The sequence below is a fragment of the Parasphingopyxis sp. genome (assembly GCF_052168295.1).
GTDB lineage: Bacteria > Pseudomonadota > Alphaproteobacteria > Sphingomonadales > Sphingomonadaceae > Parasphingopyxis.
On record NZ_JBQLZN010000063.1, the window covers coordinates 1 to 24,324 of the forward strand.

Here is a 24,324-nt window from a genome sequence, read left to right on the forward strand (position 1 = left end):
CCTTGCGCAGAGCCGAGTTCGGCTTTTTCGGGGTCGTGGTATAGACGCGCGTGCAGACGCCCCGCTTCTGCGGGTTCGCTTCGAGCGCGGGCACCTTCGACTTGGTGCGTTCGGGTTTGCGGCCCTTGCGGACCAGCTGATTGATCGTTGGCATGAAGCCCTTCACCTTTATTCAGTTACTTTGCCAAGGGCACGCCGCGCATGTTCCGAACCCGGTTTCGCCGGAAGCCGGAAACGCACAAAGGCCTTCCGGTAACCGCGAACGGCTCCGCAAGGCCCCATACACGCCAATGGCAATGTTCAAGCTCTCGTACCTTAAGCGAATCGCGTCTGGGTTGAACCCCCACCACCGATCCTTGGCACGGGCGGCGATATAGCGACGGCCCGGCACCCGGTCAATGGTGCTCGTCCGTCGAAATCGCCGCGACACGTTTGACCACGGATCGCACGATTTTTACACTGGCCTTGCCGGTCAGAACAGGAGCGATGCGCGTGAAGGTCTTGTCCCGCTTGCTGATCTCGCTCGGCGTTGTCGCGGCAACTGCGGCATCGGCGGCCGAGCCTGCGCCGACCTTTCAATTCACGAACGGCCGATGGTTCGACGGCGACGCGTTCGTCACACGGACGGTCTATGCGGATCGCGGACGGCTGACCTCAGCGACGCCGGATCGGGTCGACACGGTGATCGACCTGCAAGGCGGCCATGTGATCCCGCCGCTGTGCGAAGCGCACAACCATAATCTCGGCGGGGACGAAGACGAGCAGGAAGTCATCGACCGCTATCTCGACGCCGGCATCTATTATGTCGGGATATTGAGCAACTTTCCGCAATATACGGGCGTTGCGCGGCGGAATTTCAACCGGCCGGACAGCGTTGACGTGCAGTTCGCCAATGGCGGGATAACCGCGCCGGGCGCGCACCCGATCCCGCTGCGCGAACGGTTGCTCGGTTTCGGAGCCTATCCGGGCTTTACCCGCGACACGCTGGCCGACCATGCCTATTTTGCGGTCGGCACGGCGGACGATCTCGACCGGATATGGCCGATCGCGTTGAGCTTCCGCCCCGATTTCATCAAGATCTTCATCATGCAGGCCGACGCGCACGATGCTGCGCCCGAAGATACCGACTATGCCGGAGAGCGCGGCCTGCATCCGGATCTGGCGCGTGCAATAACGGCGCGGGCGCATGCACATGACCTGCGTGTGGTCGCGCATATAGAAACGGCCGCCGATTTCGCGCTGGCCGTCGATATCGGCGTGGACGTCATCGCCCATCTACCTGGCCGCCGGTCGGTGGAACGGATAGCGCCGGATGCTGCCGCCCGGGCGGCCGAACGAAATATCGCCGTACACACCACGGCCGTGCTGGCGGAACGCATGCGCGAGCAGGATGCGGACCTGTTCGCCGCCATCCAGGAAGCCCAGCGCGCGAACCTCCGCCTGCTGCACGACGCCGGCGTCACGCTCGCCATCGGCAGCGACCTCTACGATGCCGACAGCCGTGCGGAGGCGGAGTATTTGCGTGCGCTTGGCATATTCTCGCCACGCGAATTGCTCGCGATGTGGACCGAGAATTGCGCACGTACGGTTTTCCCGACCCGCGGCGTCGGCGCCTTGGACGATGGATATGAGGCGAGCTTCCTCGTGCTCGGCGCGAACCCGCTCGAAGACTGGTCCGCGCTCGAACGGATTACGCTGCGCATCAAAGACGGTCGCTTGTTGAACCTCGATCCGGCGCCAAGCGCGAGCGAGTAGAAACGGCCTGCGCGTGCCACCGGCTTCGCGCCTTCGCAACTGTCCCGAAACCGACATTGCACTGCAACATAAACGCATCAATTGGCGTCTAGGCATCATCCTGTTCGCGGCGGCCTCCGTCCGTCCATTCCCCTCGAACAGAAAGAGCCATGTCCATGATCCGCACAGCCCGTCCCGCATTCATCGCCCTCATCCTCGGCACCTCCAGCACGGCCGCGCTGGCCCAAGGCTCGGCGACGGGCGCGGCGACGGCGGACACGATGGCGACCAATGCGCCGATCGTGGTGACGGCGCAGAAACGCGAGGAAGCGATCACGGACGTTCCTCTGACAGTCACCGCCTATTCCGGCGAAACGCTTGAAAATATTGGTATCGACGAATTCGACGAGCTCTCCGCCTTCGTGCCCGGCCTCAACATCCAGGAGCAAAGCGCCAACAATCCGGGCTTCGTCATCCGCGGCATCACATCGGATTCCGGCAGCGCCCAAATCGCGCCGCGCGTGACCATCTATTATAACGGCATCGACGTCTCGCGCTCGCGCGGCTCCTATTTCGACCTGTTCGACATCGAGCGGATCGAGGTCGTTAAGGGCCCGCAGGCGACGCTGTTTGGCACCGCAGCAACGATCGGCGCGCTCTCGGTCGTCACCGCGCGGCCGACGCCCGATCTCAGCGCGGCCTTTTCCGCCTCCTACGGCAATTACGACGCGATCGAGCTCAACGGCATGATCAACGGTGGGTCGGACGATATCGCCGGCCGCTTGGCGTTCGTCTATAAGGAGCGCGACGGCTATATCCGCAATATCGCGGGCGAACCGGGCACGGCCAGCGAACAGATCGTCGGCATCGATCAAAACGATCTCAACGGCATCGAGCAGTTCGGCATTCGCGGATCGCTCCGTATCTTCCCGACCGACGACAGTACGATCGACCTGATCCTCACCTACGAGCAGCAGCGCAACATCGGCACGGCGTTCAAATCGGGATCGATCCCGCCGACCGGCGGCGACACCAGCCCGTTCAGCTTTGCCGAACTGGGCGGCTCGCCGTTCAGCGAGACCGTGCTCGGCATTCGGGAGCTCGGGCTTGAGCGCGAGGTGTTCGACGCCAGCCTGACCTTCAACGCGCCGATCACCGACACGCTGTCGCTGACCTCGATCACCGGTTATCGCCGCTTCGACAGCCTCGAAACCTTCGATGCTGACGGCTCGGCGCTCTTCTATCTCGAATTCGCCGAGGACGCCCGGGGCGAACAAATGAGCCACGAAACCCGTATCACCTATGACGGCGACATGCTCCGCGGGTTCGCCGGCTTCAACATCTTCCACGAGGAGGGGACACAGCGCGTGCCCTTCTCGACCGACGAAGGCACCTATATCGCCTGCGCGCCGTTCGGAGCGTTCGCGCCGATCCAGGCCAACCTTTCGGCGGCCCTCGGCGGTGCGGATCCGTGCGTCGCTGCCGATGGCACGCTGAACGCCTCGCTCGCCACCGCGCTGCTCACCGGCGGCGCGGCCACGGTGCTGCCTTATCAGAGCGTGTTCCAGAATGGCGGCACCAACAGCAGCTATTCGGTCTTCGCCGACGGCACGCTGATCCTCGGCGATTTCGAGCTCACGGCCGGCCTGCGCTACGTCTATGAAGAACGGCGCTCGAGCTACCGTGCCACCCAGCCGGGCAGCGTGATCTTCGCCGGCCTCGGTGCGCCCGGGGTTTCGCTGCTCGGCGCGGCGGACACGGGCGGCGGGACGTTTGCCGCCGAAGACGAGTTCGACGCCTGGCTGCCGCGCTTCAACGCGCTTTATCGCATCACCGATCAGGTGAATATCTACGCGACCGTCTCGCGCGGCCGCCGCGCACCGGTCATCGACCTGAGCGCGCTTGCCACGCCGGCCGGCACCGTGCCGGACGTCACGCTCGTCGCTGCCGAGCGCGTCTGGAATTATGAAGGCGGCATCAAGGCCGATATCGACGGCTTTTTCGGGTCGATCGGCGTCTTCTACCAGGATTACTCCAACTTCCAGACGAGCTTCTTCGAGGAGGGCACGGGCCAGATCGTCCCGGTCAATGCCGGCGAAGCGAGCAACTTCGGTGTCGAGATCGAGGCCGCCTATCAGGTCGTCCCGGAACTCCGCCTCTTCGCCAATTACGCCTATATCGATGCCGAGATCGACGCCCCGGCGGCGGGCGGCGCGACGCAGTTCGTCGGCAGCCGTTTCCGCTTGCAGCCCGAACATTCGGCGTCGGGCGGCGCGCAGTTCAATGTGGATATCGCGGACGGCACCGAATTCTTCCTGACGCCGACGATCACCTATCAGAGCCGGGTCTTCTTCGAAGTGCCCAATACGCAGCTCCTCAGCGAGGACGGCTATGTGCTCGTCAATCTGCGCGGCGGGGTAAGCTTCGACGACGGCCGCTACGAGATTGTCGGCTTCGCGCGCAACCTGTTCGACGAGGAGTATCTGATCGATGCGGGCAATACCGGCGGCGCGTTCGGCACGCCGACCTTCATCGCCGGCGAACCGGGGCTGTACGGCATCGAGATCGGCATGCGTTTCTGATGCCGCCGCCCCGCGGATAGAAAAACTCGGTCACTGTAAGCGAAAAGCTTTGCGGGTCCGGCCGTAACGTCGGGGCCGGATGTCACGAATTCCTGTGTGACCGCGCCGATGCTTCGTCGGGCCGGAACCAGGAGACAGACGATGATCAAGCATATTCTTTTCGCCGCGGCCGCCGCTTCGGCTGCGATCGGCGCGACTCTGACGGCTACCGGACCCGCGCTGGCCCAGACCGGCGCCGGTAGCAGCGCGGTCGCCGAGCTCAGCGGAACGATGCGCGGCGTTTCGCTCGGCGAAGCGATGAGGGATGCCGGGCGGCGCGCCGAGTTCGGCCTGGAGGAACGGCCCGTGCATACGGTCCTGCCGACGGGATCGCCGATGGCCGCGCCAGCGGCCAACCGGACCGCACCGACGCCCCGGCTCGCCATGCTGGACCGGTTCAGCATCGCCGAAGCGCGGCTTGGCGACATCATGATTGGCGACGGCATCGACATTGTCCGCCCGCGCCGGACGATCATGCTCGCCGGACGTGCCACCGACGATCATGATTTCGGCAATACCGGCTTTTCCGAGGTCGACGCCTTCCACACCGATCCCTCCCCCTCGCAGATCGGCATCCGGTTCAGTTTCTGACTGCTCTCCCCTGGCAGTCCCCCTCGCGGCCTTCCTGCTCTCCAACGGGAAGGCCGCATTTTGCCCCCATCGATGCCGATCGGATAAGGTCAACGAATGACGTTGGACGCCCTGCTTCCCTCTGTTCGCGACTGCAACCTTTGCGAGGGCACGATTCCCGATCCGATCCGGCCCGTGCTGCAGGCCCATCGATCGGCGCGCATCCTGATCGCCGGACAGGCGCCGGGCCGGAAAGTGCAGGCGAGCGGCATCCCCTTCGACGATGCGAGCGGCGAGCGGCTGCGCGACTGGATGGGCGTCGACCGGGACATATTCTATGATGCCCAGCATGTTGCCATCCTGCCCATGGCCTTTTGCTATCCGGGCACGGGTAAATCAGGCGACTTGCCGCCCCCGCCTGTCTGTGCCGAAACCTGGCGCGCGAAATTGCTCGCCGAGCTTTCCGACCTCCGCCTGACGCTCGTGATCGGCCAATATGCGATGCGCTGGCATCTCGATATGCCGTACAAGACGCTGACCGAGACGGTCCGCCACTGGCGCGATTTCGGCCCGTCGACCATGCCGCTGCCCCATCCGAGCCCGCGCAACAATATCTGGCTCTCCAAAAATCCCTGGTTCGGGGAAGCCCTGATCCCGGCACTTCGCGAAAGGGTGCAGGCCGCCCTGTCGGCTTAGGCACCGGCTATCCTGCGGACAATAAACGCTATCCCGCCTTGCACTAATCTGCCATCAGGCTGCGCGAAAAATGAACCGGCTCGCCCTGCCCCTGACCCTGCTGTTCGTAACCCTCGGCGTGCTCGCGATGGCGCCTGTGCTCAGCGGGCCCTTCCCGTCCCAGGCGGTCAGCGAGGGCGTATCGATCGCGCTCGATGCGCCCGCGCCGGATGCCGCACAGTCGCCAGGCGAGATATCCGCGGTCGACCCGCGGTCCGGCCTGATCGACTATAACGAGATAGACCGCCGGATTGCCGCGCTGATGGAAGACGATGCGATGGTCGGCCTCGCCGTCGCGGTCATGGAAAATGGCGAGATCACCTTCGCCCGCGGCTATGGCGAGACGGTACACCAAAGCGGCGATCCGGTGTCGATCGACACGGTGTTCCGATGGGCTTCGCTGTCCAAGGGCGTCGCGGCGACGATGATCGCCCTGCTCGCACGCGACGGCGCGCTCAGCCTCGACGCGCCCGTATCGCGCTTCGCCCCGTCGCTTCGGCTGCCGGGCTCGAGCCAGATGGAGGTGACGATCGCGGAATTGCTCTCCCATCGCCTCGGCATCGAACGCAATGCGCTCGACAACCGGCTCGAAGCGGACGAGGATCCCTACACGCTGCGTACTGCTCTCGCCGGCCACCGGGTCGCCTGCCCGCCGGGCACCTGTTTCCGCTACCAGAATGTCGGTTTCGACGCGGCGAGCGAGATCGTCGAAGATGTCACGGGGCTAAGCTATGAGGCGGCCGTGCAGCGCCGCCTGTTCCAGCCGCTCGGTATGCGCACGGCCAGCATCTCGCGCCAGGGCCTGTTCGACAGCCCGAGCTGGGCGCTCAGCCATAGCGGCACGGGCGAGGAGGTGCCGGTCGTCGAACCCTATTACCGCGTACCCGCCGCGGGCGGCGTCAACGGATCGATCCGCGATCTCGCGATCTGGATGCGCGCGCAGGTCAACGGCGCGCCGAACATCATTCCGCCCTCCATACTCGCGACCGTCCACCGGCCCGTCGTGCGCACCGAACGCGAGGACCGGCGGAACAGCCGCTATGCCGCGCGGATTTCGAACACGCGCTATGCGCTGGGCTGGCGCGTGTACGACTATGCGGGCCATACGGTCCTTACGCATCGCGGCGCGGTGCGCGGTTATCGGGCGATGATCATGATCGATCCGGCGCTGCGCAGCGGCGTGGCGGTCCTCTGGAACTCCGGGACTGGCCGGCCTTTCGGCATACCCATGGATATCTTCGACCAGCTCTACGGCCTGCCGGACGCCAACTGGATCGATCCCGAAGCCGCGACGCGCGCGGCGGACAGTGCGGGTTAAGCTTGCCATGGTTAGCCGGGCCCGATGAGACGCTTCAAACTGTTGCTGCTGATCCTGCTCGGCGTCGGAACACTGGGCGCGCAGGTCGGCTGTGCGCAATTCGCCCGCGAGCAGCTCTACGCACCGCCCGTCGGACCGATCAGCACGCCGGACTGGACCGGCCCCGCGCCCGAGCGCATTAGCGTCACGACAGCGGACGGCATCGCGCTCACGGGCCTCTATTGGGCGCCGGACGCGGGCACCTCCGACATCATTCTCGTCCTGCACGGCCGGCGCGACAATGCGGGGCGGATGGCCGGCTATGTCCAGCGGCTGGCCGAGGGCGAAAGCGGCGTTCTGGTCGCCTCCTATCGCGGCTTCAGCGAAAATGGGGGATCGCCCGACGAGCGCGGGCTGATCGCGGATGCGCAAGCCTTTTACCGCCTGGCGCGCGCGCGGGCAGGCGGGGACGGCCGTGTCTACGCGTTCGGGCATTCGCTGGGCGGCGCGGTCGCCATCCAGCTTGCCGCGCGCGAAGTGCTGGACGGCGTGATCACATTAGGCACGTTCAGCGATCTTGCCGAGGCCGCGCCTTTCTACAGCGAGCTGCTCATTCCCGATGGCTGGGAAAGCATCGTCGCGCTCGCCCGCGTCGATGAGCCGCTGCTGCTCATTCATGGCGCCGAAGATACCTATGTCGAACCGGCGAATTCACGGCGGCTCTATCGCGCGACCTGTTCACTGGCTGCACTGGCGATCATCGAAGGCGTCCGCCATCGGCCGAATTTCCGCCTGATCCAGCCGCTCATAGAGGGATGGGTCGATGCGTTGGAAAACGATCAGGTCGACGAGATATCGCTCGAAGGCACTGCGAGCTGGGAGAGCAAACCGGCCTGCGAGGCCGACTGACGGACGCAGTCAGGCGGTGAGTTTGTGCGCCCTGAGCGCCTCGTAATGCGGCCGGCAGCGTTCGTAGAGCGCGCGATATTCGTCGGGCAGTTGCACCGGTCCGCGATCGTCGCCCTCGAAACCGGTGCTCGCCTCGACCCGGTTGTACCAGTGCGGCGCCCAGATGCCGTCGGTATCGCGCCGCCCGGGTTCCCAGTGCAGCATTGATGGGTACCACGGGATGTCGAGCGCCTTGCAGAGCGCCTCGAGCATCGGACCGGGCGCATCGAGGATATCGGCGCCTTCGATGACAGGCGGCGCTTTGCCCAGGCGATCGGCCTCCATGCGGAAATAGAGATGCAGGCGCTCGAGCCCCATATCCTCGAAGGTTACGGCCTCCATCTTTTTCGCATAGCTCGCGATCATGCGCTTGGGATCGCGGATGAGAAACGCATGGCGGTGCGCGTTCAAATCGCCGATATCGACCGGCCCGACCATTTCGGACGGCATATGCTTCTGATACCAGATCGCACTGCCGTCGGGCGGATCGCCGTTCAGCGTTTTCGTGATCGACCGCCAGTCGCAATCCATATCCGCGATGATCGCGTCCGCCATCGGATGCGCGAAGCCCGTGTCCTTCAGATAGGCGCCATAATAGGGCTCGTCGCTGACATGGCAGTCGGCCCGGCTGCCAAAGCTGCGCATCATGGCGGTCGAGATATTGCGCGGGCCCGACCACATCGCGATCCGGATCGTCATGGGCGGGAGCGCGCCGCCGTATCCGTCGCCAGTCGAGCGGAATAGAGTTGCTGCAAGCGCTCCACCATCGGGCCGCGTCCGTCGGTCAGCACGCGCCCGTCGACCTCGGTCGCCGGCACGACGCCGGCGAAGGTGCCGGTCACGAACGCCTCGTCCGCGCCATAGACATCGGTGAGCGAGAAATTCTTCTCGAACACCGGGATTTCAGCCTCGCGGCAGAGATCGATCACCGTGCCGCGCGTGATTCCGCCAAGGCAGTAATCGCCGCTCGACGTCCACACCTCGCCCTTGCGCACGATGAAGAAATGCGTCGAATTGCAGGTCGCGACGAAACCGTGCGGATCGAGCATCAGCGCTTCGTCCGCCCCGGCCTTGGCCGCCTGGATGCAGGCCGTGATGCAGTTGAGCTTGCTGTGCGAATTGAGCTTGGGGTCCTGCACAGCGGGATCGCCACGCCGGACATGGACGGTGAAGAGGCGGATGCCCTTTTCGACCGTCGCGGGCAGCGGCTCCTTATATTCGGGAATGATCACGATCGTGGCGGGCGAGATTACGACGCGCGGGTCCTGATAGGGCGTCGAACGGATGCCGCGCGTGACCATCAGGCGAATATGCACACCCTCGCTATCGCCATTCGCGTCGAGCGTCTCATAGAGCCTGCGCTCGAGCGCATCGCGATCGATGCCGACATCCATGTCGATGGCCTTCGCGCCCTCGTAGAGCCGGTCCAGATGCTGATCGAGAAAGGCGATCCGCTCCTGATGGACGCGCAGGCCCTCCCAGACGCCGTCGCCCAGCATGAAACCGGAATCGAACACCGACACGCGGGCCTCCGCGCGCGGCACGATTTCGCCGTTGACGTTGATGAGAATATCCGCGTTGCGCGGATCTTCGCGATAATCGTGCGTGCCTTTGCCCATGGCCGCGCTATTGGCAGCGTTGGCCTGTGATTCCAAGAAAAAGCGCCTTGTTACGGGTCCGTTTTCCGCCGTTCCGTCGATTCGACCCGACTCCCAAACGATTCATCGCGCCCCGGTTCGATAGATTCGCGATCCCGTCATATTATTGCTAGCGCGCTTGCAGAAATTTCAACTCACAGGGTCGCACGTGTCGAAAATTGAAAAGGAAGGCCCGGGTCTGTGGACCCGGTTCAAGGGCCTTTTTCCTGATCATGAGCTGCATATCCGCTCCGGCGGCAAGCTCCGTTTTTTCAGGATATCCAGTAAGTTACAGATCAGGGTCGTCAGCATCGCCGCGCTCGCCGCGCTGGGCTGGCTGACCTTCACCCTCGTGATGGTCGGGCTGCAGGTAAAGGGTGCAAGCGACCGAATCGCCCTTAACGAACGCGAACAGGAGGTCATCGAAACCGAAGCGCGGGTCGCCGCCTATCGCGGTTCCGTCGAGGAGCAGGTCGCGCGCGTCGAACGGCGCCAGGCGGTGCTCGACGCGCTGGTCCGCCGTCATTTCGGCAATCTGGATATCGAAGAAACCGAAACCGGCGAGGATGGCGAGACTGCCGACGAGAGCAGCGCCGCGATCCCGGAAGCCGCCGCGCTCGAAGCGCTCGAACGGCAGCAGGTCGCCTTCGCCCGTGCGCTCCGCGCCGCGGTGGAAGAACGCACGCAGCAGACTGCGGCGGCCATTCGCGAGTTCGGCCTCGACCCGCGCCTCATGAGCCGCCAGGCACAGGGTGGTCCGCTCCGCCCGATCCGCACGGCGATGACGCTCGACGGGGCGATCGACAGCGAGATCGCGGATCTGGAAATCGCGCTCAACCGCCTTGCCGTGATGGAACTCTCGCTGCGCGCAATTCCGTCCGCCCAGCCCACGGCCTATGGCTCGATGACAAGCCCGTTCGGCCTGCGCCGCGATCCGTTTACCGGCGGGCGCGCCATGCATAACGGCATCGATTTCCGCGGCAGCCACGGCCAGGGCATTCTCGCCACGGGCCCGGGCCGGGTGCGTTTCGCGGGCTGGAAGGGCGGCTATGGCCGGACGATCGAAATCGATCACGGCGCGGGCGTCGTAACGCGATACGCACATCTTTCTGCTATAGATGTGCGAGTCGGCGAACAAGTCGATCGGGGGGATCGTATCGGCAGAATGGGCAGCACAGGCCGCTCGACTGCCACCCACCTGCACTATGAGGTGCGCATCAACGGCCGCGCGGTGAACCCCCGGCCCCTATTGGAGGCAGATCGCGATGTTCTCGAAATCCAATCCGTCGCAGAACGAAGAAATGGCAATCCCCTCGAGCGCGGATAACCGCTCGACCTTCTCGGTGATCGGTTCCGACGTGACCGTCACAGGGGATATCGACGCCTCGGTCGATCTCCATGTCGACGGGCGCGTCGATGGCGACATCCGCTGCGCGACGCTGGTCCAGGCGAATAACAGCACCGTCAAGGGCGCGATCAGCGCAGAGCAGGCCCGCATCGCCGGGCGTGTCGAAGGATCGATCACCGCCAAGGAGCTGATCGTCGAAGCGTCGGCCAAGGTTGTCGGCGACGTAACCTACGAGAAGCTCAGTATCGAAACCGGCGGCCATGTCGAAGGCAGCTTCCGGCACAAGAGCGCGGGCACGCTCAAGAAGGACGAGCCGAAGGACCCGTCGCTCAAGCTGGTCGACGAGAAGGCCGCCGACGCAGCCGCGCCGAAACCCTCGCAGGCGACGGTCGGCTAAACCAGCTCGGCGCCGCCAAACCGATCAGCGGCGGTCGGAAACGACCGCCCCGCCCTTGATCACAACGTCCACGTCTTCAAGCGCGCTGATATCGGCGAGCGGATCGCCGTCTACCGCGATGATATCACCGTAGCGCCCGGGCGCGATGGCGCCGACATCCGCCGTACGGTCCAGCGCTTCGGCCGCATTCGCGGTAGCCGCCTGGATCGCCTGTAGCGGCGTCATCCCGAACCGCACCATCCGCGCAAATTGCCGTCCGCCCGTTCCATGCGGATAGACGCCGGCGTCCGACCCGAACACATGGCGGGCGCGGAGCTCAACGGCGCGGCGGAAGCTTTCGCGCTGGATCGTGCCGACCTGCCGTTCCTTGGCGAGATTCTCCTCGAGCACGCCGTTCGCCTCGCCCTCGCTCAGCGTATATTCGGTATTGTAGATATCCATCGAGAAAAAGGTGCCACGGTCGATCGCCATGCGGATCGTCTCGTCGTCGAGATAGCTTGCATGTTCGATCGTATCGACGCCGGCGCGGATCGCCGTGCGGATGCCGGCATTGCCATGGGCGTGCGCCGCCACCCGCATGCCGAGCATATGCGCCTCCTCGACCGCCGCGCGCACCTCCTCTTCGGTCATCTGTTGCATGCCGACCTCGGTGCCGCGCGAGAAGACACCGCCCGTCACGCAGATCTTGATCAGGTCCGCACCATAACGGCGGTTTTCGCGGACCTGCAGGCGCACGGCCTCCGGCCCGTTCACGCCGCGCTCGCCATCACGCAGGACGAGCGAGGGCGGCAGGCCGTTCATATCGCAATGCCCGCCGGTCACGCCGAAACCGCGCGTAGCCGCCACGATGCGCGGCCCCGGATAGAAACCGCTCTCGATACCCTGCCGCAGCGCCACATCGGCATAGTCCGGCGCGCCGACATTGCGAACCGTCGTAAAGCCGGATTCGAGCATCGCGCGCGCATTGGGCACGCCCAGCGTGATCCAGAAGCTGTCCGTATATTCGAGCCGCCGATAACCGCCGATCTCGGGCGTCGTCGTGAGATGGACATGCATGTCGATCAGGCCGGGCAGGATCGTCATCCCCGGAAGATCGAGCCGCTCGGCATCTTCGGGCAGATTGGCCGGCACGTCCCCCGTGGATACGGACACGATGCGTCCATCGGTCATGACGACCACGGGATTGTCGACGGTCCGGCCTTCGAGCACGTCGATCATGCGGTCGGCCGTGACGACCAGCGTTTCCGCTTGGGCGGATATCGGCAGGGCGCACAGCGCGAGCGCTAGCAACCAGCGAAGGATCATGGCGTTTCTCCGGCAATTTCGCCCGTCTATGCAACAGGCGCCGGCCGCCGTCGAGCGATGTCAGCCAAAGGCGATCTGGCCGGCGATCAGGGTGAGGCTGAACAGCAGGCCGGCAATTGGCACGAGTACCGGATAGCTGACGATACCCTTGCCCCGCGCCTCGCCGGTCAGCTTCAGACGCAGCAAGGCCGCGTTGACCGCAACGAACACGCACAGCGTAATGAAGCTTGTCGCGCCTGCCAGTGTACCGGTCGGGAAGAACAGGGCGAGCGCGAGGATCGTCGTCCCCGCCAGCACCGTCGCGAGGACCGGGGTACGGGTCCTGACGTTGACACGCGCGAGCCATCGCGGCGCCCCGCCGCGCCGTTCGCCCAGATCGTGCACGATGCGCGCCGCCATGACGATCTGGGCGAGCGCGCCATCGACGATCACGAGCAATCCGAGCACGGCGAGGAAATTGCCGTCATAACCGCTCGCGCGCACGACCTCGACGAGCGGCGCGCCGGTCGCATCGAGCGCTGCCGGGGTGAGCGTCGAAACCGCCACCATGGCAATCGCGACATAGAAGAAGAGCGAAACGCCGAGTGCGATAATAATGGCGCGGGGCAGGGCCCGCTCGACATCCTCGACCTCTTCGCCGAGCGTCACCAGATCTTCGAACCCGATAAATGCGTAAAAGGCGAGAAAGCTGCCGAGCAGGACGCCGAGCGCCCATCCGCCGCCTGCCGAAAATCCTTGCGCCGCCAGCGCCGGATAATCGACGACGTTGCTCCCGGCGACGACCATCACGATCAGCAGACCCAATATCCCCGCGCCCGTGCACAACAGCATGAACCAGACCGATTCCCGGATGCCGATGGCCGCGATGGCGGTAAGCGCCGCGATCAGGAGCGGAATGGAGACGTCCTTCGGGATCGGCGCAAAGGCGGTCAGATAGCCCGCAAAGCCCGTGGCGATCGTCGCCGCCGAGACGAGGCCCGTGGCGATCACCGCCCAGCCGGTAATCCAGGTCAGCCAGCGCCGGTTGAATGCCGTATCCACATAGACGGCCGAGCCGCCGCATTGCGGATAGCGCGCGCCCAGCTCGGCATAGCTGAGTGCGGTGAAGCCCGCCGCGACGGCCGCAAGCAGAAAGGCGAAGGGCGTGAGCAGGCCGGCTTCGCCCGCGATTTCACCGATGACCACATAAATACCCGCGCCCAGGATCGTCGCGAGGCTGTAGATGGCCAGCATGTTCGGCGAGACCACACGGGCCAGTTTCTGCTCGGTCTCTTCCGCCATGCCTCCTCCGGATCAGGCGTCAGATATGCAGCACCCTGTCATAGGCGTCGAGCACGCTTTCATGCATCATCTCGCTGAGCGTCGGATGCGGGAAGACGGTGTGCATGAGTTCCTGCTCGGTCGTTTCAAGCTGGCGCGCCACGGCATAACCCTGGATCAGTTCCGTCACCTCGGCGCCGATCATATGCGCGCCCAACAGCTCGCCCGTCTTCGCGTCGAACACGGTTTTGACGAAACCGTCGGCCTCTCCGAGCGCAATCGCCTTGCCGTTGCCGATAAAGGGGAAGTTGCCGACCTTCACCTCGTGCCCCGCTTCCTTGGCCCTGGCCTCGGTCAGCCCGACCGAAGCGACTTGCGGGCGCGAATAGGTGCAGCCCGGAATATTGTCGGTCGTGAAGGGATGCGGATCCTTCCCGGCCAGCTTTTCGACCGCGATCACGCCTTCATGCGACGCCTTGTGCGCGAGCCAGGGCGGGCCCGTCACATCGCCGATCGCGAGAATGCCGTCGACATTGGTCCGGCCGAAACCGTCGACCTCGATATGGCCGTTTTTCGCCGTTTTCACGCCGAGCGTATCGATGCCGATATCCTCGGTGTTCGGCACGATGCCGATGGCGACGATGGCGTGGCTGAACTCGCTCTCCGTCACCTTGCCCTTGGCATCCTTGATCGCCGCCTTCACCGATTTCGTCCCGGCCTCGAGCTTTTCGACGCCCGCGCCGGTCATGATCGTCATGCCCTGCTTCTTGAGCGTCTTTAGCATATGTTTCGACACATCCTCATCTTCGACGGGCAGGATGCGGTCGAGCATCTCGACGACCGTCACCTCCACACCGAGATCGGAATAGAAGCTGGCGAACTCGATGCCGATCGCGCCCGAACCGATCACGAGCAGCTTGGATGGCACTTCCTCGGGCACCATGGCGTGGCGATAGGTCCAGATGCGCTTGCCGTCCGCCTTGGCGAAGGGCAGGTCGCGCGCGCGCGCGCCGGTCGCGATCATGATCGACTTCGCCGTCAGCTCCGTGGTCTTGCCGTCCTCGGCCTTGACGCTCAGCTTGCCTTTGCCCGTGATCGCGCCGAAGCCTTCATGCACATCGACCTTGTTCTTCTTCATAAGACCGGTAACGCCCCGGTTGAGCTGCCCGGCCACCTGGCGCGAACGCTCGACGACCTTGGCGAGATCGAAACCAGGATTGTCCGCCTTCAGCCCATAGGCATCGGCATGGCTCATATAATGATAGATCTCGCTCGTCCGCAGCAGCGCCTTGGTCGGGATGCAGCCCCAGTTGAGACAGATACCGCCGAGCAATTCCCGCTCGACGATCGCCACCTTCATACCGAGCTGCGACGCCCGGATCGCCGCGACATAACCGCCGGGCCCGGAGCCGAGAATGATGAGATCATATTGGTCAGCCATAACTTACGCCCCTTCTACTCCTCTCTCCCCTTGCGGGAGAGAGGTTGGGAGAGAGGGGTTTCGAGCGCAGCGAGAATGGCTTCTGCAACCCCATCCGGATTTTTCAGAATATCGCTATTCCAAAACCGCAATATCCGAAACCCTTCGCCTTCGAGATAGGCATCACGCGTTTGGTCAGACGCGCTGTCTAGGTGTTGCGAACCGTCGGCTTCGATGATCAGGCGGCGTTCGAAGCTCACGAAATCGGCGATGTAGTGGTCGACAGGAACCTGCCGTTTGAACTTGAAACCGGCGAGGCGCTTCGCGCGCAGTATCGACCATAGCCGTTTTTCGGCTGCCGTTTGATCGGAGCGCATGGCTTTGGCGTGGGCGCGTGTTGCGCCCCCTCTCCCTCCCACACGCTCGCGCGTGCGGGCCCCTCCCTCTCCCGCGAGGGGAGAGGGATCATTATTGTCCGCCATCTAGCTTCATAAAATGCCACGCCGTTTCCGGGTCCATCCCGTGCTGGAACGCCTGGTCGATCCAGACCATGCCGAGCGGTTCCATCTTGCGAGCGTTCTCGATGCCGCCATAATCGATCGGCTCGAAGCCGATATCGCGCAGCAGGCTGCTGACCAGCGTTTTCGCCTCCGCGTCCTCGCCAGCAACGAACTGGATCGGTCGACGAGGGAAATCATGCGCTTTCGCCATGACCGGCGAGCCGACCTGGTTCAGTGTCTTCACCAGTTTCGCATCCGTCTGCCCGGCCAGTATCTCGCCCGCCGAGGTATCGAAGCCGAGCGCCAGTTCGAGGCCTTTCTCGGTCATCGTCAGCGGATTGGTGCAGTCGATCAGTATCTTGCCGCTCAGATCGCCGCACTGGGCGAGCGCGCTTTCCGCCGCGCCCCAGTCCACGGCGAGGATGACGACCTCGCCCCATTGCGCAGCGCCCTCGGTCGTGTCGTGGGGAATCTCGTCGCCATTGTCGTACTTATCGTCCGCCGGATTGCGGACGCCGTAGACGACTTCATGCCCGGCCTTGCTGAACACCGGTCCCAATACGCTACCGACCCGGCCCTTGCCGATTACCGCTATCTTCATCGCCCATCTCCTTGCGCTACGCCAGCATTGCCAGCGGGTTTTCCACCAGCTGCTGGAACGCCTGCATGAGCTGGGCGCCGACCGCGCCGTCGATGGCGCGATGGTCGAAACTGCCGGTGGCGCTCATGAGCGTAGCGATTTGCAGGGACTCGCCGATGACAGCGGGCCGTTTTTCGCCCGCGCCGATCGCCATGATCATGGCCTGGGGCGGATTGATGACGGCATCGAAATGCTTGATGCCGAACATGCCGAGATTGGAGATGGAAGCTGTACCGCCCTGATATTCGTGCGGCTGCAGTTTTCCGTCGCGCGCCTTTTCGGCGAGCTCCTTGGATTCCGTGGCGATGCGCGACAGCGTCTTCCCGCCGACATCGACGATCACGGGCGTGATGAGACCGCCCTCGATCGCGACGGCCATCGAGATGTCGACGCGGCTGTATCTGAGCAGCTGATCGCCCTGGAAGGAGACGTTCGCATCGGGCACCTGTTCGAGCGCCGCGCCGAGCGCCTTGATCAGGAGATCGTTGACCGAGAGCTTGATCCCGCGCGCTTCGAGGCCCGCATTCAGCTCCTTGCGCAGATCGAGCAGCGCATCGAGCCGGCAATCGAGCGTCAGGCGATAGTGCGGCACCTCCTGCTTCGAAGCAGTCAGCCGCTTGGCGATCGTCTTGCGCATGTTCGAGAGCTTGATCGCCTCATGCGGGATATCGGTATCGACCGGCGCGGCGGGCGCAGCCGCCGCTTCCTTGGCCGGCGCCTTGCCGACGCCGCTTTCGAGCGCGGCCTCGATATCGGCCTTGACGATCCGGCCGTGCGGACCGCTGCCCGAAAGGGCCGTGAGGTCGAGGCCGTTCTGTTCGGCAAGGCGCCGGGCAAGCGGGCTGGCTTTCACGCGTTCGCCATCCTCGGCGGGTGCTGGTGGGGCCTTGGTGTCCGGCGCGGGTTTGCCGTGATCCTGCGCGGGCGCGACCGGGGCCGGAGCAGTGTCATCATCCGTCTTGTTCGGGTCTTCCGGATCGGGTTCGGGCTCAGATGCTGCCGGTGCGGGCGCCGGCTCCGCGGGCTTGCCGCTGCCGACATCCGCCTTGGCGGCTTCTTCGACGTCCTCGCCTTCCTCGGCAAGAATCGCGATCACCGCGCCGACCGCCACTTCGTCGGTGCCTTCGGGCACCAAGATCTTCGCCAAGACGCCCTCGTCGACGGCCTCGAACTCCATCGTCGCCTTGTCGGTCTCGATCTCGGCCATGATGTCGCCGGCACTGATCTCGTCGCCTTCCTTCACCAGCCATTTGGCCAGCGTCCCTTCCTCCATCGTCGGCGAAAGCGCGGGCATTTTGAGTTCGATCGGCATGGCGGTTCCTCGGCTCCGAAGCGCAGCGTCTAGCGCATTAACCCATGCCGCGCAGCCCAGCGCGCGTAAAGGGCGAAGGCGACCTGGATGACGATCAGCACGAACGAGAATATGACGCCGCCCGTGCCATAGGCTTCCATGCCATTTCCGAAGGGCAGATCGTAGCCGAGAAACCCGGCCGCCATCAGCACGGCCGTCGCCCAGAATACACGTTCCGCCATCGGCTTGCGCAGCAGCAGCAATATAGCGGCGATCACGCCCAGAAAGACGCTCGTCGTCCACATCAGGCGGCGCCATTCGGGGAAATCCTCGATCATCGCCAGCATTTCGGGCGGAAACTGGGCGAGATACGCCTGATTGACGGTCAGCGTCATGTAGAGATCGTAGAGACCGAACCCGTTCCACAGGAGCGCCAATATGGCGACGATCCAGAATATCGCGTTGCGCATGATGCCGTCCCTCCCCTTGGCCGCACCGACGGTCATCGCCTTAGCCGCGAACGGTGCCCGCGAACAGCCCGGACGACGCGCCCGGCTTGCCAGACCGGCGATATTCGATCAGTCTTCGCCGCGAACAGGGGGACGGAAGAGGATGCGCACCTATCTCGTGGTCATCGACGAAACGCCCGAGGCGCGCACGGCGCTGCACTATGCGGCCGTGCGCGCGATCAAGCTCGGCCGGACGGTCGAGATCGTGTCGCTGATCCCGCAGCAGGAGTTCGTCAACTGGGCGGCGGTCGAGGCGACGTTCGAGGAGGAGGCACGGCTGCGCGCCGAGGCGGCCGTCGCGCAGGCGGCGGGCGAGCTGGTCGAAACGACCGGCGTCCAGCCGGAGATCAAGGTGAAGAAAGGCGATCCGATCAAGATGGTCCGCGAAGCGATCGACGAGAGCGAGAATATCGCCGGCATCATGCTGGGCGCGGCGGCCGAGGGGCCGGCGGGGCCGCTCGTGTCGCATTTCGCCGGCACCGTCGCCGGGCAACTGCCCTGTCCGGTTATCGTCGTGCCGGGCGGCCTGAGCTTCGAGGAGCTGGAGCGGCTCGGCTAAGCGCCGCTATCGGGGACACCGCACGAAAAAGGGCGGTCCGGGATCGCTCCCGGCCGCCCTTCTGCCCTCTCGCTCCCCCAAGCGGAAGGCGGATATCAGCAGCTATAGCCGTGTGACGATACGCTCCAATGGCCTTAGTGGCGCGGCGCGATATATTCGACTTCCTCTTCGATGAACGTCGTCGTCGGCTGCGGATGCACGACGATATTGGTCGTCGCGCTCTGCGTTATGCCATGGGCGTGCTGCGTGGCATGGGTCGTCACCCCGTTGACGGTAACGTGAGTCCGCACGCTCGGCGCGTGATGCGCGGGCGGCGAGACGATCCGGTCGTCATGGCGGTAGTCATAATCGTAATCGACGCTGTAGCCGGGCGCGGCCGGCGGATAATAATCGCCATCGCCGACATATTCGGGCACAGGCGCGTTGCTGTCATAATAACCGCCGCGCCGGTGATCGCCGTGATGGTCCGAATGTTCGTGGCCGTAGCGCCGATGTTCGGAATGGCGATGCTCGGAATGGCCATGGTCGCGATAATAGCGATCGTCCCGATACCGGTCGTCATGGCGATCGGACCGGCTGGCCGCACTGCCGATCGCGCCGCCGGCTATCGCGCCGAGCGCGCCGCCGATGACCGTGCCTTCGGTGCGGTTGCCGCGGCCCGCAATCCGGTTGCCCGCGATGCCGCCGATGATGCCGCCCGCAACGGCACCAACGGCCGCCGCGCCGTCGTCTCCGCGCCGGCGGTCGTCATAATAGCGATCGTCCCGATACCGGTCGTCATAATAGCGGCCGTCCCGATACCGGCCGTCATAGCGATGGTCGCCGCCATAATAGCCGCGTCCGTCATAGGAGACGCCGTAGCGGTGATCCGCGATCCGGCCGCGCTCGTCGACCAGATAGGCATCGTCATAATAACGGACCCAGCGATGGCCGTAGGCGGGCCGTGCGAGGCCGTAGCTCGGATAGTTCACGACATAATAGCGCGGCGCGAGAAAGTAGCGCGGGAGAAAACCGCCGACGAAAAAGCGCGTACCGCGATGGAAACGCGTGCCGCCGCGATGGCCGAAGAAGCGATGCCCGCCCCGATGGCCATAGAAGCGATGCCCGCCGCGGTGACCGTAAAAGCGATGCCCGCCGCCCCGGACATAATGGCCGCCACCGCCGTGCCAGACGCGCGTGCCGCCGCGATGCCCGCGCATGCCGCGCATGGCCTGGGTCGCCATGGCGACACCGGTGTTGGTCGAAGCGCCGGAGTCGCTTTGCGCCTGTGCGGCGCCCGGAATCATCGCCGCGGACATCAATAGGCCCAGAAAAGCTAAGCTACGCATGGTTTTGCCCTTCCCACTGTCATTCGCCCCCGAAACGCGTCGCGCGCCGGGCGTTCACGATTTCTTAACAGTTTTGGCGGGACCGCGCCACGCCGCGCTATGCGCCATTCTGTCCCGATTTGAGGCAGTTCGCGGCCGTCAGCCGGCGACGCGCGGCCCGATCAACGCGACCAGCGCTTCGCATCCGGCCGCATCGTCGGCATCGAAGCGCGCCTTGGACGGGCTGTCGATGTCCAGCACGCCGATCAACCGCCCTTCCACCACGATCGGTACGACCAGCTCGGACGCCGACGCGGCATCGCAGGGAATATGGCCGGGAAAGGCCTCGACATCATCTACGAGCTGCGTTTCGTGCGTCGCCGCGGCCGTCCCGCACACGCCCGCACCCATCGCGATCCGGATACAGGCGGCCTTGCCCTGAAACGGGCCGAGCACGAGTTCGTCGCCGATCAGGCGATAGAAACCCGCCCAGTTGATGTCCGGCAGATATTCCCACAGCAGCGCCGCCGCATTCGCCATATTGGCGATGGCGTCGGGCTCGTCGGCGGTCAGCCCATCAAGCGCCGAATGGAGGTCGGCATAGAGCGAAGGCTTGTCGGCCGCTTCGGATATCGCGAACTCATGCATGATCATACGCAACCCGGTTGTTTCGGATATCCGCATATCTGAGGATTCTTTCTGTCAGACTCAACCTTGCGGTTGAGCGCGGCACCGGCCCACTCCCCCTCCCGACCTCCCAACTAGGGTACACTCAATGGGAGGTCGGGAGGGGGAGTGGGCCGGTGCCGCGACATTGCGACAGCAATGTTCTGACAAACAAACCTCAATCCAGACGCGGCTTGGCGCGCGCTTTTTTAACCTGCCCGCGCACCTTCTTGCGGTCCACGCGTCGCGCCTTGGCGGCCCGGCTCGGCTTGGTCTTGATCCGCCGGGCGGGCCGGTGGCGCGCCTTTTCGATCAGCGCGCCGAGCCGCGCCATCGCTTCCCTCCGGTTCGCTTCCTGGCTGCGATGGTTACGCGCGGTGATTACGAGCGTGCCGTCCGCCGTCATCCGGTTGCCGGCGAGCGAGCGCAGGCGGCGATAGACGTGCGACGGCAATTCGAGTGCCAGCGTATCGACGCGCAGCTGCACGGCCGTCGCGACCTTGTTCACATTCTGTCCGCCAGGGCCCGTGCCCGCGAGATGGCGCTCCTCGATCGCGTCGGCAGGGATTTCGGAAGGATCGAAACCGGTCATGCACGTTTCCTAGCCGAGCCTGCACCCGCGATCCAAATGTTCCGCGGCCTTTGCGCGTGTTGCGGCTTCGGATAGGCTCCGACGGTGCAACCAGAGGGAGCGATGGCATGAGCGGGATCGGACGCAGGCGGTTCATCGGGCTTTGCGGGACGGCGGGCGCGCTCGCCGCGATACCCGCGGGCCGCATATTCGCGCAACCGGCGGCCGATGCGGCGCTCGAGGCCGCCGAAATCGTCGCGCGTGCGCAGGCGGCGATGGGCGGCGCGCAATGGCTGCGGCCGACCAGCTATCATCTGCACGGCTATCTGCTCGAATATCCGGACGGTCCGGGCGAACCGATCCGCCATGACCCCTATGACCTGTGGCGCATCCATCCGGAGACGAAACCGGACGGCCATCGCGCCGATGGCCAGATCCGCGTTTCCTCCTTCGTCGATGGCGAACCCCGCCTGCAGATCGCTTTCGACGGCGAGCGGACCTATGATATCAACGGACCGACCGGCGAGGGCGCGGACAGCCCCTTCTGGCGCACCTCCATGGGCTTCGGCATGTTCCGCTTCGCGCTCGACGAAGGCTATATGCTCGAACGCGAGCCGGACGATACCGTCGACGGCGATCCCGTCTTCGCGATCAGCGTGATCGATCCGAGCGGCGGGCGCGGCGTCTTCGCGCTGCGCAAAGCCGATTACCGGATGGCGCGGGTGGCCTTTGCCACGCCGCGCGGTTTTCACGAACGGCGCTTCGACAATTTCTTCACCAAGCCCGGTATCTCCTGGGTCCAGCCGGGCCGCACGCGCAGCTGGCTCAACGGCGTACGCGCCTATGACTTCATCTATACCGATTTCGAGGTGGACGAGGAGATTCCGGCCGAAACCTTCCGCATCGAAGCCGGGCAATTCGGTTAGGCCTGCCGCCAGATACCAAAATGGTCAGGCAGCGGCGCCTCGGCGGCGATTGCCGGCTTTCCGGTGCGCGACACGTGGAGCACCCGCGCGTGCAACAGCATCGGCCCGCTGCCCGAACCGTACACGGGATCGCCCGCTATCGGACAATGCAGCGCCTCTTTCGCATGTACGCGAAGCTGATGGGTGCGGCCGGTTTCCGGGCGGAACTCGACGAGCGTCTTGCCGTTCTCGACCTTGAGCGTTTCCCAGTGCGTACGCGCCGCCTTTCCGCGCGGATCGCCTTCCATCCACCAGCCGCGTTCGCGCGTGGATCGTTTGAGCAGGGGCAGATCGATAGTGCCTGCCTCATCTTGAAGGATACCGTCGAGCACCGCCCGATAGATTTTACGGACGCTGCCGTCCTCGAAGCTGCGGTTGAACCGCTTCAGCGCCTTGGGATTGCGCGCCAGCAACAGGCAGCCGCTCGTATCCCGGTCCAGCCGGTGGACGATCATCGGATCGCGCGCAAACCCCATGCGCAGCTCCGAAAGCCGCTCCTCGAGGCAATCGCCACCGCGTTTCGGCTTCGTGACTGCAAACCCCGCGGGCTTGTCGATCACGATCGCTTCGGCGTCGGAGAAAAGAATACGCTCCGCCAGCATGGCCGCGCTGATCGCAGCCATGCCGGCGGGACGCAAGATCAGGCCGCGAGCTTCGCGGCGGTTTCGGCGATGCGGCGGCCCTGGTAGCGGGCGCCGTCCAGTTCGGTGTCGCTGGGCTGGCGGCTGCCGTCGTTACCGGCGATCGTCGTCGCGCCATAAGGTGATCCGCCCTTCACTTCCTCGACGCCCATCTGACCCTGAAAACCATAGTCGAGGCCGACCACGGTAAAGCCCTGATGGAACAGCGTCGTGATGATCGAAAACAGGGTGGTTTCCTGCCCGCCATGCTGCGACGCCGTGGACGTGAACGCTCCCGCAACCTTGCCGTTAAGCGCGCCCTTCATCCACAGGCCGCCGGTGCGGTCCCAGAAGGCGGCCATCTGGCTCGGCATCCGGCCGAACCGGGTCGGCGCGCCGACGATGATCGCGTCATATTCGGGCAGCTCGTCGACCTCGGCGATCGGATGGTCGTAATCGGTCTTGAAGCCCGCACCCTCGACGACTTCGTCGGGCGCGGTTTCCGGCACGCGCTTGATCGCGACTTCGGCGCCGCCATCGCGCGCGCCTTCGGCGATCGCTTCGGCCATCTGCTCGATATGGCCGTAGGAGGAATAATAGAGCACAAGAACTTTGGTCATCGGACAACTCTCCTTCTTCAAGAAAACGGCCATCCCGGTGGGGGAACCGGGATGGCCTTGGGGGATATTCAGGCCGCGTCGACGAGAACGATTTCGCTCTCCTCGAGCGCGGTGAGGGTGACGGTCGTGCCACCGGATATGGCCGCGCCGTCGCGCGCATCGAGCTCGACATCGTTGGCGACGAGCTTTCCGGTCGCCGGCACCATATAGGCGTGGCGGCCCTCGCCGACCTCATAGTCGATGCTTTCGCCGGCCTTGAGCGTCGCGCCCATCACGCGAGCGGGCGTCAGTATCCTGAGCGCATCGGCGTCTTCCTCGAAGCCGCTGGCGAGCGTCACGAACCGGCCCGAGCGGTCGGCCTTGGGAAAAGGCTTGGCGCCCCAGCTGGGATCGGCGCCGCGCTCGGCGGTTTCGATCCAGATCTGGAAGATCCGGGTTTCCTCGTCCTCCAGATTATATTCCGAGTGACGGACGCCCTTGCCCGCGCTCATCACCTGGACGTCGCCGGCTTCGGTGCGGCCCTTGTTGCCCATCGAATCCTCATGCGTGATCGCACCCTGGCGGACATAGGTGATGATTTCCATGTCCTGATGCGGATGCGGCGGAAAGCCGCTTTGCGCGGCGATCTCGTCGTCATTCCAGACACGCAGGCTGCCCCAGCCCATCCGGGCCGGATCGTAATAATTGGCGAAGGAAAAATGGTGGCGGGCGTTGAGCCAGCCATGATCGGCGTGGCCGAGGCTGGAAAAAGGTCGTTTCTCGATCATCGGATTGCCCTTTCGTTGCGTGTTTCGTTGACACCGA

The 24,324-nt window shown here is 64.6% G+C and carries 25 protein-coding genes and 1 pseudogene; 10 read left to right on the top strand and 16 right to left on the bottom strand.

Annotation, left to right across the window (positions count from 1 at the left end; genetic code table 11):
• Positions 1 to 154 (bottom strand): annotated as a pseudogene (gene rpsL, locus ACTS1Z_RS10430) (30S ribosomal protein S12); the annotation flags it as partial.
• A gap of 338 nt (positions 155 to 492) precedes the next feature.
• Between rpsL and ACTS1Z_RS10435 the strand changes: the two are divergent.
• From ACTS1Z_RS10435 to ACTS1Z_RS10460, 6 genes are all read left to right on the top strand, one after another.
• Positions 493 to 1,755, top strand: a complete 1,263-nt coding sequence (locus ACTS1Z_RS10435) for an amidohydrolase family protein (RefSeq protein WP_442624397.1) — start codon at positions 493 to 495, stop codon at positions 1,753 to 1,755.
• A gap of 155 nt (positions 1,756 to 1,910) precedes the next feature.
• Complete coding sequence (locus ACTS1Z_RS10440) at positions 1,911 to 4,316, top strand: TonB-dependent receptor (RefSeq protein WP_442624398.1); 2,406 nt, start codon at positions 1,911 to 1,913, stop codon at positions 4,314 to 4,316.
• A gap of 141 nt (positions 4,317 to 4,457) precedes the next feature.
• On the top strand, positions 4,458 to 4,946 hold the full coding sequence (locus ACTS1Z_RS10445) for a hypothetical protein (RefSeq protein WP_442624399.1): 489 nt from the start codon (positions 4,458 to 4,460) through the stop codon (positions 4,944 to 4,946).
• A 96-nt stretch (positions 4,947 to 5,042) separates the two neighbouring features.
• Entirely contained in the window at positions 5,043 to 5,621 is a 579-nt protein-coding gene (locus ACTS1Z_RS10450; protein ID WP_442624400.1) for a uracil-DNA glycosylase family protein, read from the top strand.
• Between the two features lie 70 nt (positions 5,622 to 5,691).
• On the top strand, positions 5,692 to 6,978 hold the full coding sequence (locus tag ACTS1Z_RS10455; protein WP_442624401.1) for a serine hydrolase domain-containing protein: 1,287 nt from the start codon (positions 5,692 to 5,694) through the stop codon (positions 6,976 to 6,978).
• Between the two features lie 24 nt (positions 6,979 to 7,002).
• Positions 7,003 to 7,866 carry an alpha/beta hydrolase gene (locus ACTS1Z_RS10460; protein WP_442624402.1) on the top strand — a complete coding sequence of 288 codons (864 nt, stop codon included), beginning with the start codon at positions 7,003 to 7,005 and terminating at the stop codon, positions 7,864 to 7,866.
• A 9-nt stretch (positions 7,867 to 7,875) separates the two neighbouring features.
• Here the strand turns inward: ACTS1Z_RS10460 and ACTS1Z_RS10465 are convergent, their stop codons facing one another.
• Positions 7,876 to 8,604 (bottom strand): HAD family hydrolase, encoded by a 729-nt coding sequence (locus tag ACTS1Z_RS10465; RefSeq protein WP_442624403.1) that lies wholly within the window; start codon positions 8,602 to 8,604, stop codon positions 7,876 to 7,878.
• Complete coding sequence (locus ACTS1Z_RS10470; RefSeq protein ID WP_442624404.1) at positions 8,601 to 9,560, bottom strand: aminotransferase class IV; 960 nt, start codon at positions 9,558 to 9,560, stop codon at positions 8,601 to 8,603. The genes ACTS1Z_RS10465 and ACTS1Z_RS10470 overlap by 4 nt, the downstream gene beginning before the upstream one ends.
• A gap of 151 nt (positions 9,561 to 9,711) precedes the next feature.
• On the opposite strand from ACTS1Z_RS10470, the gene ACTS1Z_RS10475 reads away from it, so the two are divergent.
• Both ACTS1Z_RS10475 and ACTS1Z_RS10480 read left to right on the top strand, forming a co-directional pair.
• Positions 9,712 to 10,869: a M23 family metallopeptidase gene (locus tag ACTS1Z_RS10475; protein ID WP_442624405.1), complete on the top strand. Its 1,158-nt coding sequence runs from the start codon at positions 9,712 to 9,714 to the stop codon at positions 10,867 to 10,869.
• A complete protein-coding gene (locus ACTS1Z_RS10480) occupies positions 10,844 to 11,287 on the top strand; it encodes a bactofilin family protein (RefSeq protein WP_442624406.1) in 444 nt (147 codons plus the stop codon). Before ACTS1Z_RS10475 ends, ACTS1Z_RS10480 begins: the two co-directional genes overlap by 26 nt.
• A 24-nt stretch (positions 11,288 to 11,311) precedes the next feature.
• Here ACTS1Z_RS10480 and ACTS1Z_RS10485 read toward each other — a convergent pair whose 3' ends face one another.
• The 7 genes from ACTS1Z_RS10485 to ACTS1Z_RS10515 are packed head-to-tail and all read right to left on the bottom strand — an operon-like array spanning position 11,312 to position 18,209.
• Positions 11,312 to 12,592, bottom strand: coding sequence for a Xaa-Pro dipeptidase (locus tag ACTS1Z_RS10485; protein ID WP_442624407.1), 1,281 nt, complete (start codon positions 12,590 to 12,592; stop codon positions 11,312 to 11,314).
• Between the two features lie 60 nt (positions 12,593 to 12,652).
• Positions 12,653 to 13,873 carry an APC family permease gene (locus tag ACTS1Z_RS10490; protein WP_442624408.1) on the bottom strand — a complete coding sequence of 407 codons (1,221 nt, stop codon included), beginning with the start codon at positions 13,871 to 13,873 and terminating at the stop codon, positions 12,653 to 12,655.
• A gap of 19 nt (positions 13,874 to 13,892) precedes the next feature.
• Entirely contained in the window at positions 13,893 to 15,293 is a 1,401-nt protein-coding gene (gene lpdA, locus ACTS1Z_RS10495) for a dihydrolipoyl dehydrogenase (protein WP_442624409.1), read from the bottom strand.
• 14 nt (positions 15,294 to 15,307) lie between these two features.
• On the bottom strand, positions 15,308 to 15,754 hold the full coding sequence (locus tag ACTS1Z_RS10500; protein ID WP_442624410.1) for an endonuclease domain-containing protein: 447 nt from the start codon (positions 15,752 to 15,754) through the stop codon (positions 15,308 to 15,310).
• Positions 15,741 to 16,373, bottom strand: a complete 633-nt coding sequence (locus ACTS1Z_RS10505) for an NADPH-dependent F420 reductase (RefSeq protein ID WP_442624411.1) — start codon at positions 16,371 to 16,373, stop codon at positions 15,741 to 15,743. The genes ACTS1Z_RS10500 and ACTS1Z_RS10505 overlap by 14 nt, the downstream gene beginning before the upstream one ends.
• 16 nt (positions 16,374 to 16,389) lie before the next feature.
• Positions 16,390 to 17,724 carry a pyruvate dehydrogenase complex dihydrolipoamide acetyltransferase gene (locus tag ACTS1Z_RS10510; RefSeq protein WP_442624412.1) on the bottom strand — a complete coding sequence of 445 codons (1,335 nt, stop codon included), beginning with the start codon at positions 17,722 to 17,724 and terminating at the stop codon, positions 16,390 to 16,392.
• 29 nt (positions 17,725 to 17,753) lie between these two features.
• The gene (locus tag ACTS1Z_RS10515) at positions 17,754 to 18,209 is read right to left on the bottom strand and encodes a hypothetical protein (protein WP_442624413.1); all 456 of its coding nucleotides are present in this window, start codon (positions 18,207 to 18,209) and stop codon (positions 17,754 to 17,756) included.
• 106 nt (positions 18,210 to 18,315) lie between these two features.
• On the opposite strand from ACTS1Z_RS10515, the gene ACTS1Z_RS10520 reads away from it, so the two are divergent.
• Positions 18,316 to 18,771 (top strand): universal stress protein, encoded by a 456-nt coding sequence (locus tag ACTS1Z_RS10520; RefSeq protein ID WP_442624414.1) that lies wholly within the window; start codon positions 18,316 to 18,318, stop codon positions 18,769 to 18,771.
• Positions 18,772 to 18,905: 134 nt separating this feature from the next.
• Here the strand turns inward: ACTS1Z_RS10520 and ACTS1Z_RS10525 are convergent, their stop codons facing one another.
• The 3 genes from ACTS1Z_RS10525 to arfB form a co-directional block, all read right to left on the bottom strand.
• A complete protein-coding gene (locus ACTS1Z_RS10525; protein ID WP_442624415.1) occupies positions 18,906 to 20,099 on the bottom strand; it encodes an RcnB family protein in 1,194 nt (397 codons plus the stop codon).
• A gap of 138 nt (positions 20,100 to 20,237) precedes the next feature.
• A complete protein-coding gene (locus tag ACTS1Z_RS10530) occupies positions 20,238 to 20,726 on the bottom strand; it encodes a GAF domain-containing protein (protein ID WP_442624476.1) in 489 nt (162 codons plus the stop codon).
• Positions 20,727 to 20,922: 196 nt separating this feature from the next.
• Positions 20,923 to 21,336: an alternative ribosome rescue aminoacyl-tRNA hydrolase ArfB gene (gene arfB, locus ACTS1Z_RS10535; protein ID WP_442624416.1), complete on the bottom strand. Its 414-nt coding sequence runs from the start codon at positions 21,334 to 21,336 to the stop codon at positions 20,923 to 20,925.
• A 107-nt stretch (positions 21,337 to 21,443) separates the two neighbouring features.
• Here arfB and ACTS1Z_RS10540 point away from each other — a divergent pair, with 107 nt between their 5' ends.
• A complete protein-coding gene (locus ACTS1Z_RS10540) occupies positions 21,444 to 22,241 on the top strand; it encodes a hypothetical protein (protein WP_442624417.1) in 798 nt (265 codons plus the stop codon).
• On the opposite strand, the gene ACTS1Z_RS10545 is transcribed toward ACTS1Z_RS10540, so the two are convergent.
• The 3 genes from ACTS1Z_RS10545 to ACTS1Z_RS10555 form a co-directional block, all read right to left on the bottom strand.
• Positions 22,238 to 22,882 carry an RluA family pseudouridine synthase gene (locus ACTS1Z_RS10545; protein ID WP_442624477.1) on the bottom strand — a complete coding sequence of 215 codons (645 nt, stop codon included), beginning with the start codon at positions 22,880 to 22,882 and terminating at the stop codon, positions 22,238 to 22,240. The genes ACTS1Z_RS10540 and ACTS1Z_RS10545 overlap by 4 nt on opposite strands.
• Positions 22,883 to 22,920: 38 nt before the next feature.
• Positions 22,921 to 23,520: an NAD(P)H:quinone oxidoreductase gene (gene wrbA, locus ACTS1Z_RS10550; protein WP_442624418.1), complete on the bottom strand. Its 600-nt coding sequence runs from the start codon at positions 23,518 to 23,520 to the stop codon at positions 22,921 to 22,923.
• 68 nt (positions 23,521 to 23,588) lie between these two features.
• Entirely contained in the window at positions 23,589 to 24,287 is a 699-nt protein-coding gene (locus ACTS1Z_RS10555) for a pirin family protein (RefSeq protein ID WP_442624419.1), read from the bottom strand.
• Positions 24,288 to 24,324 lie beyond the last annotated feature (37 nt).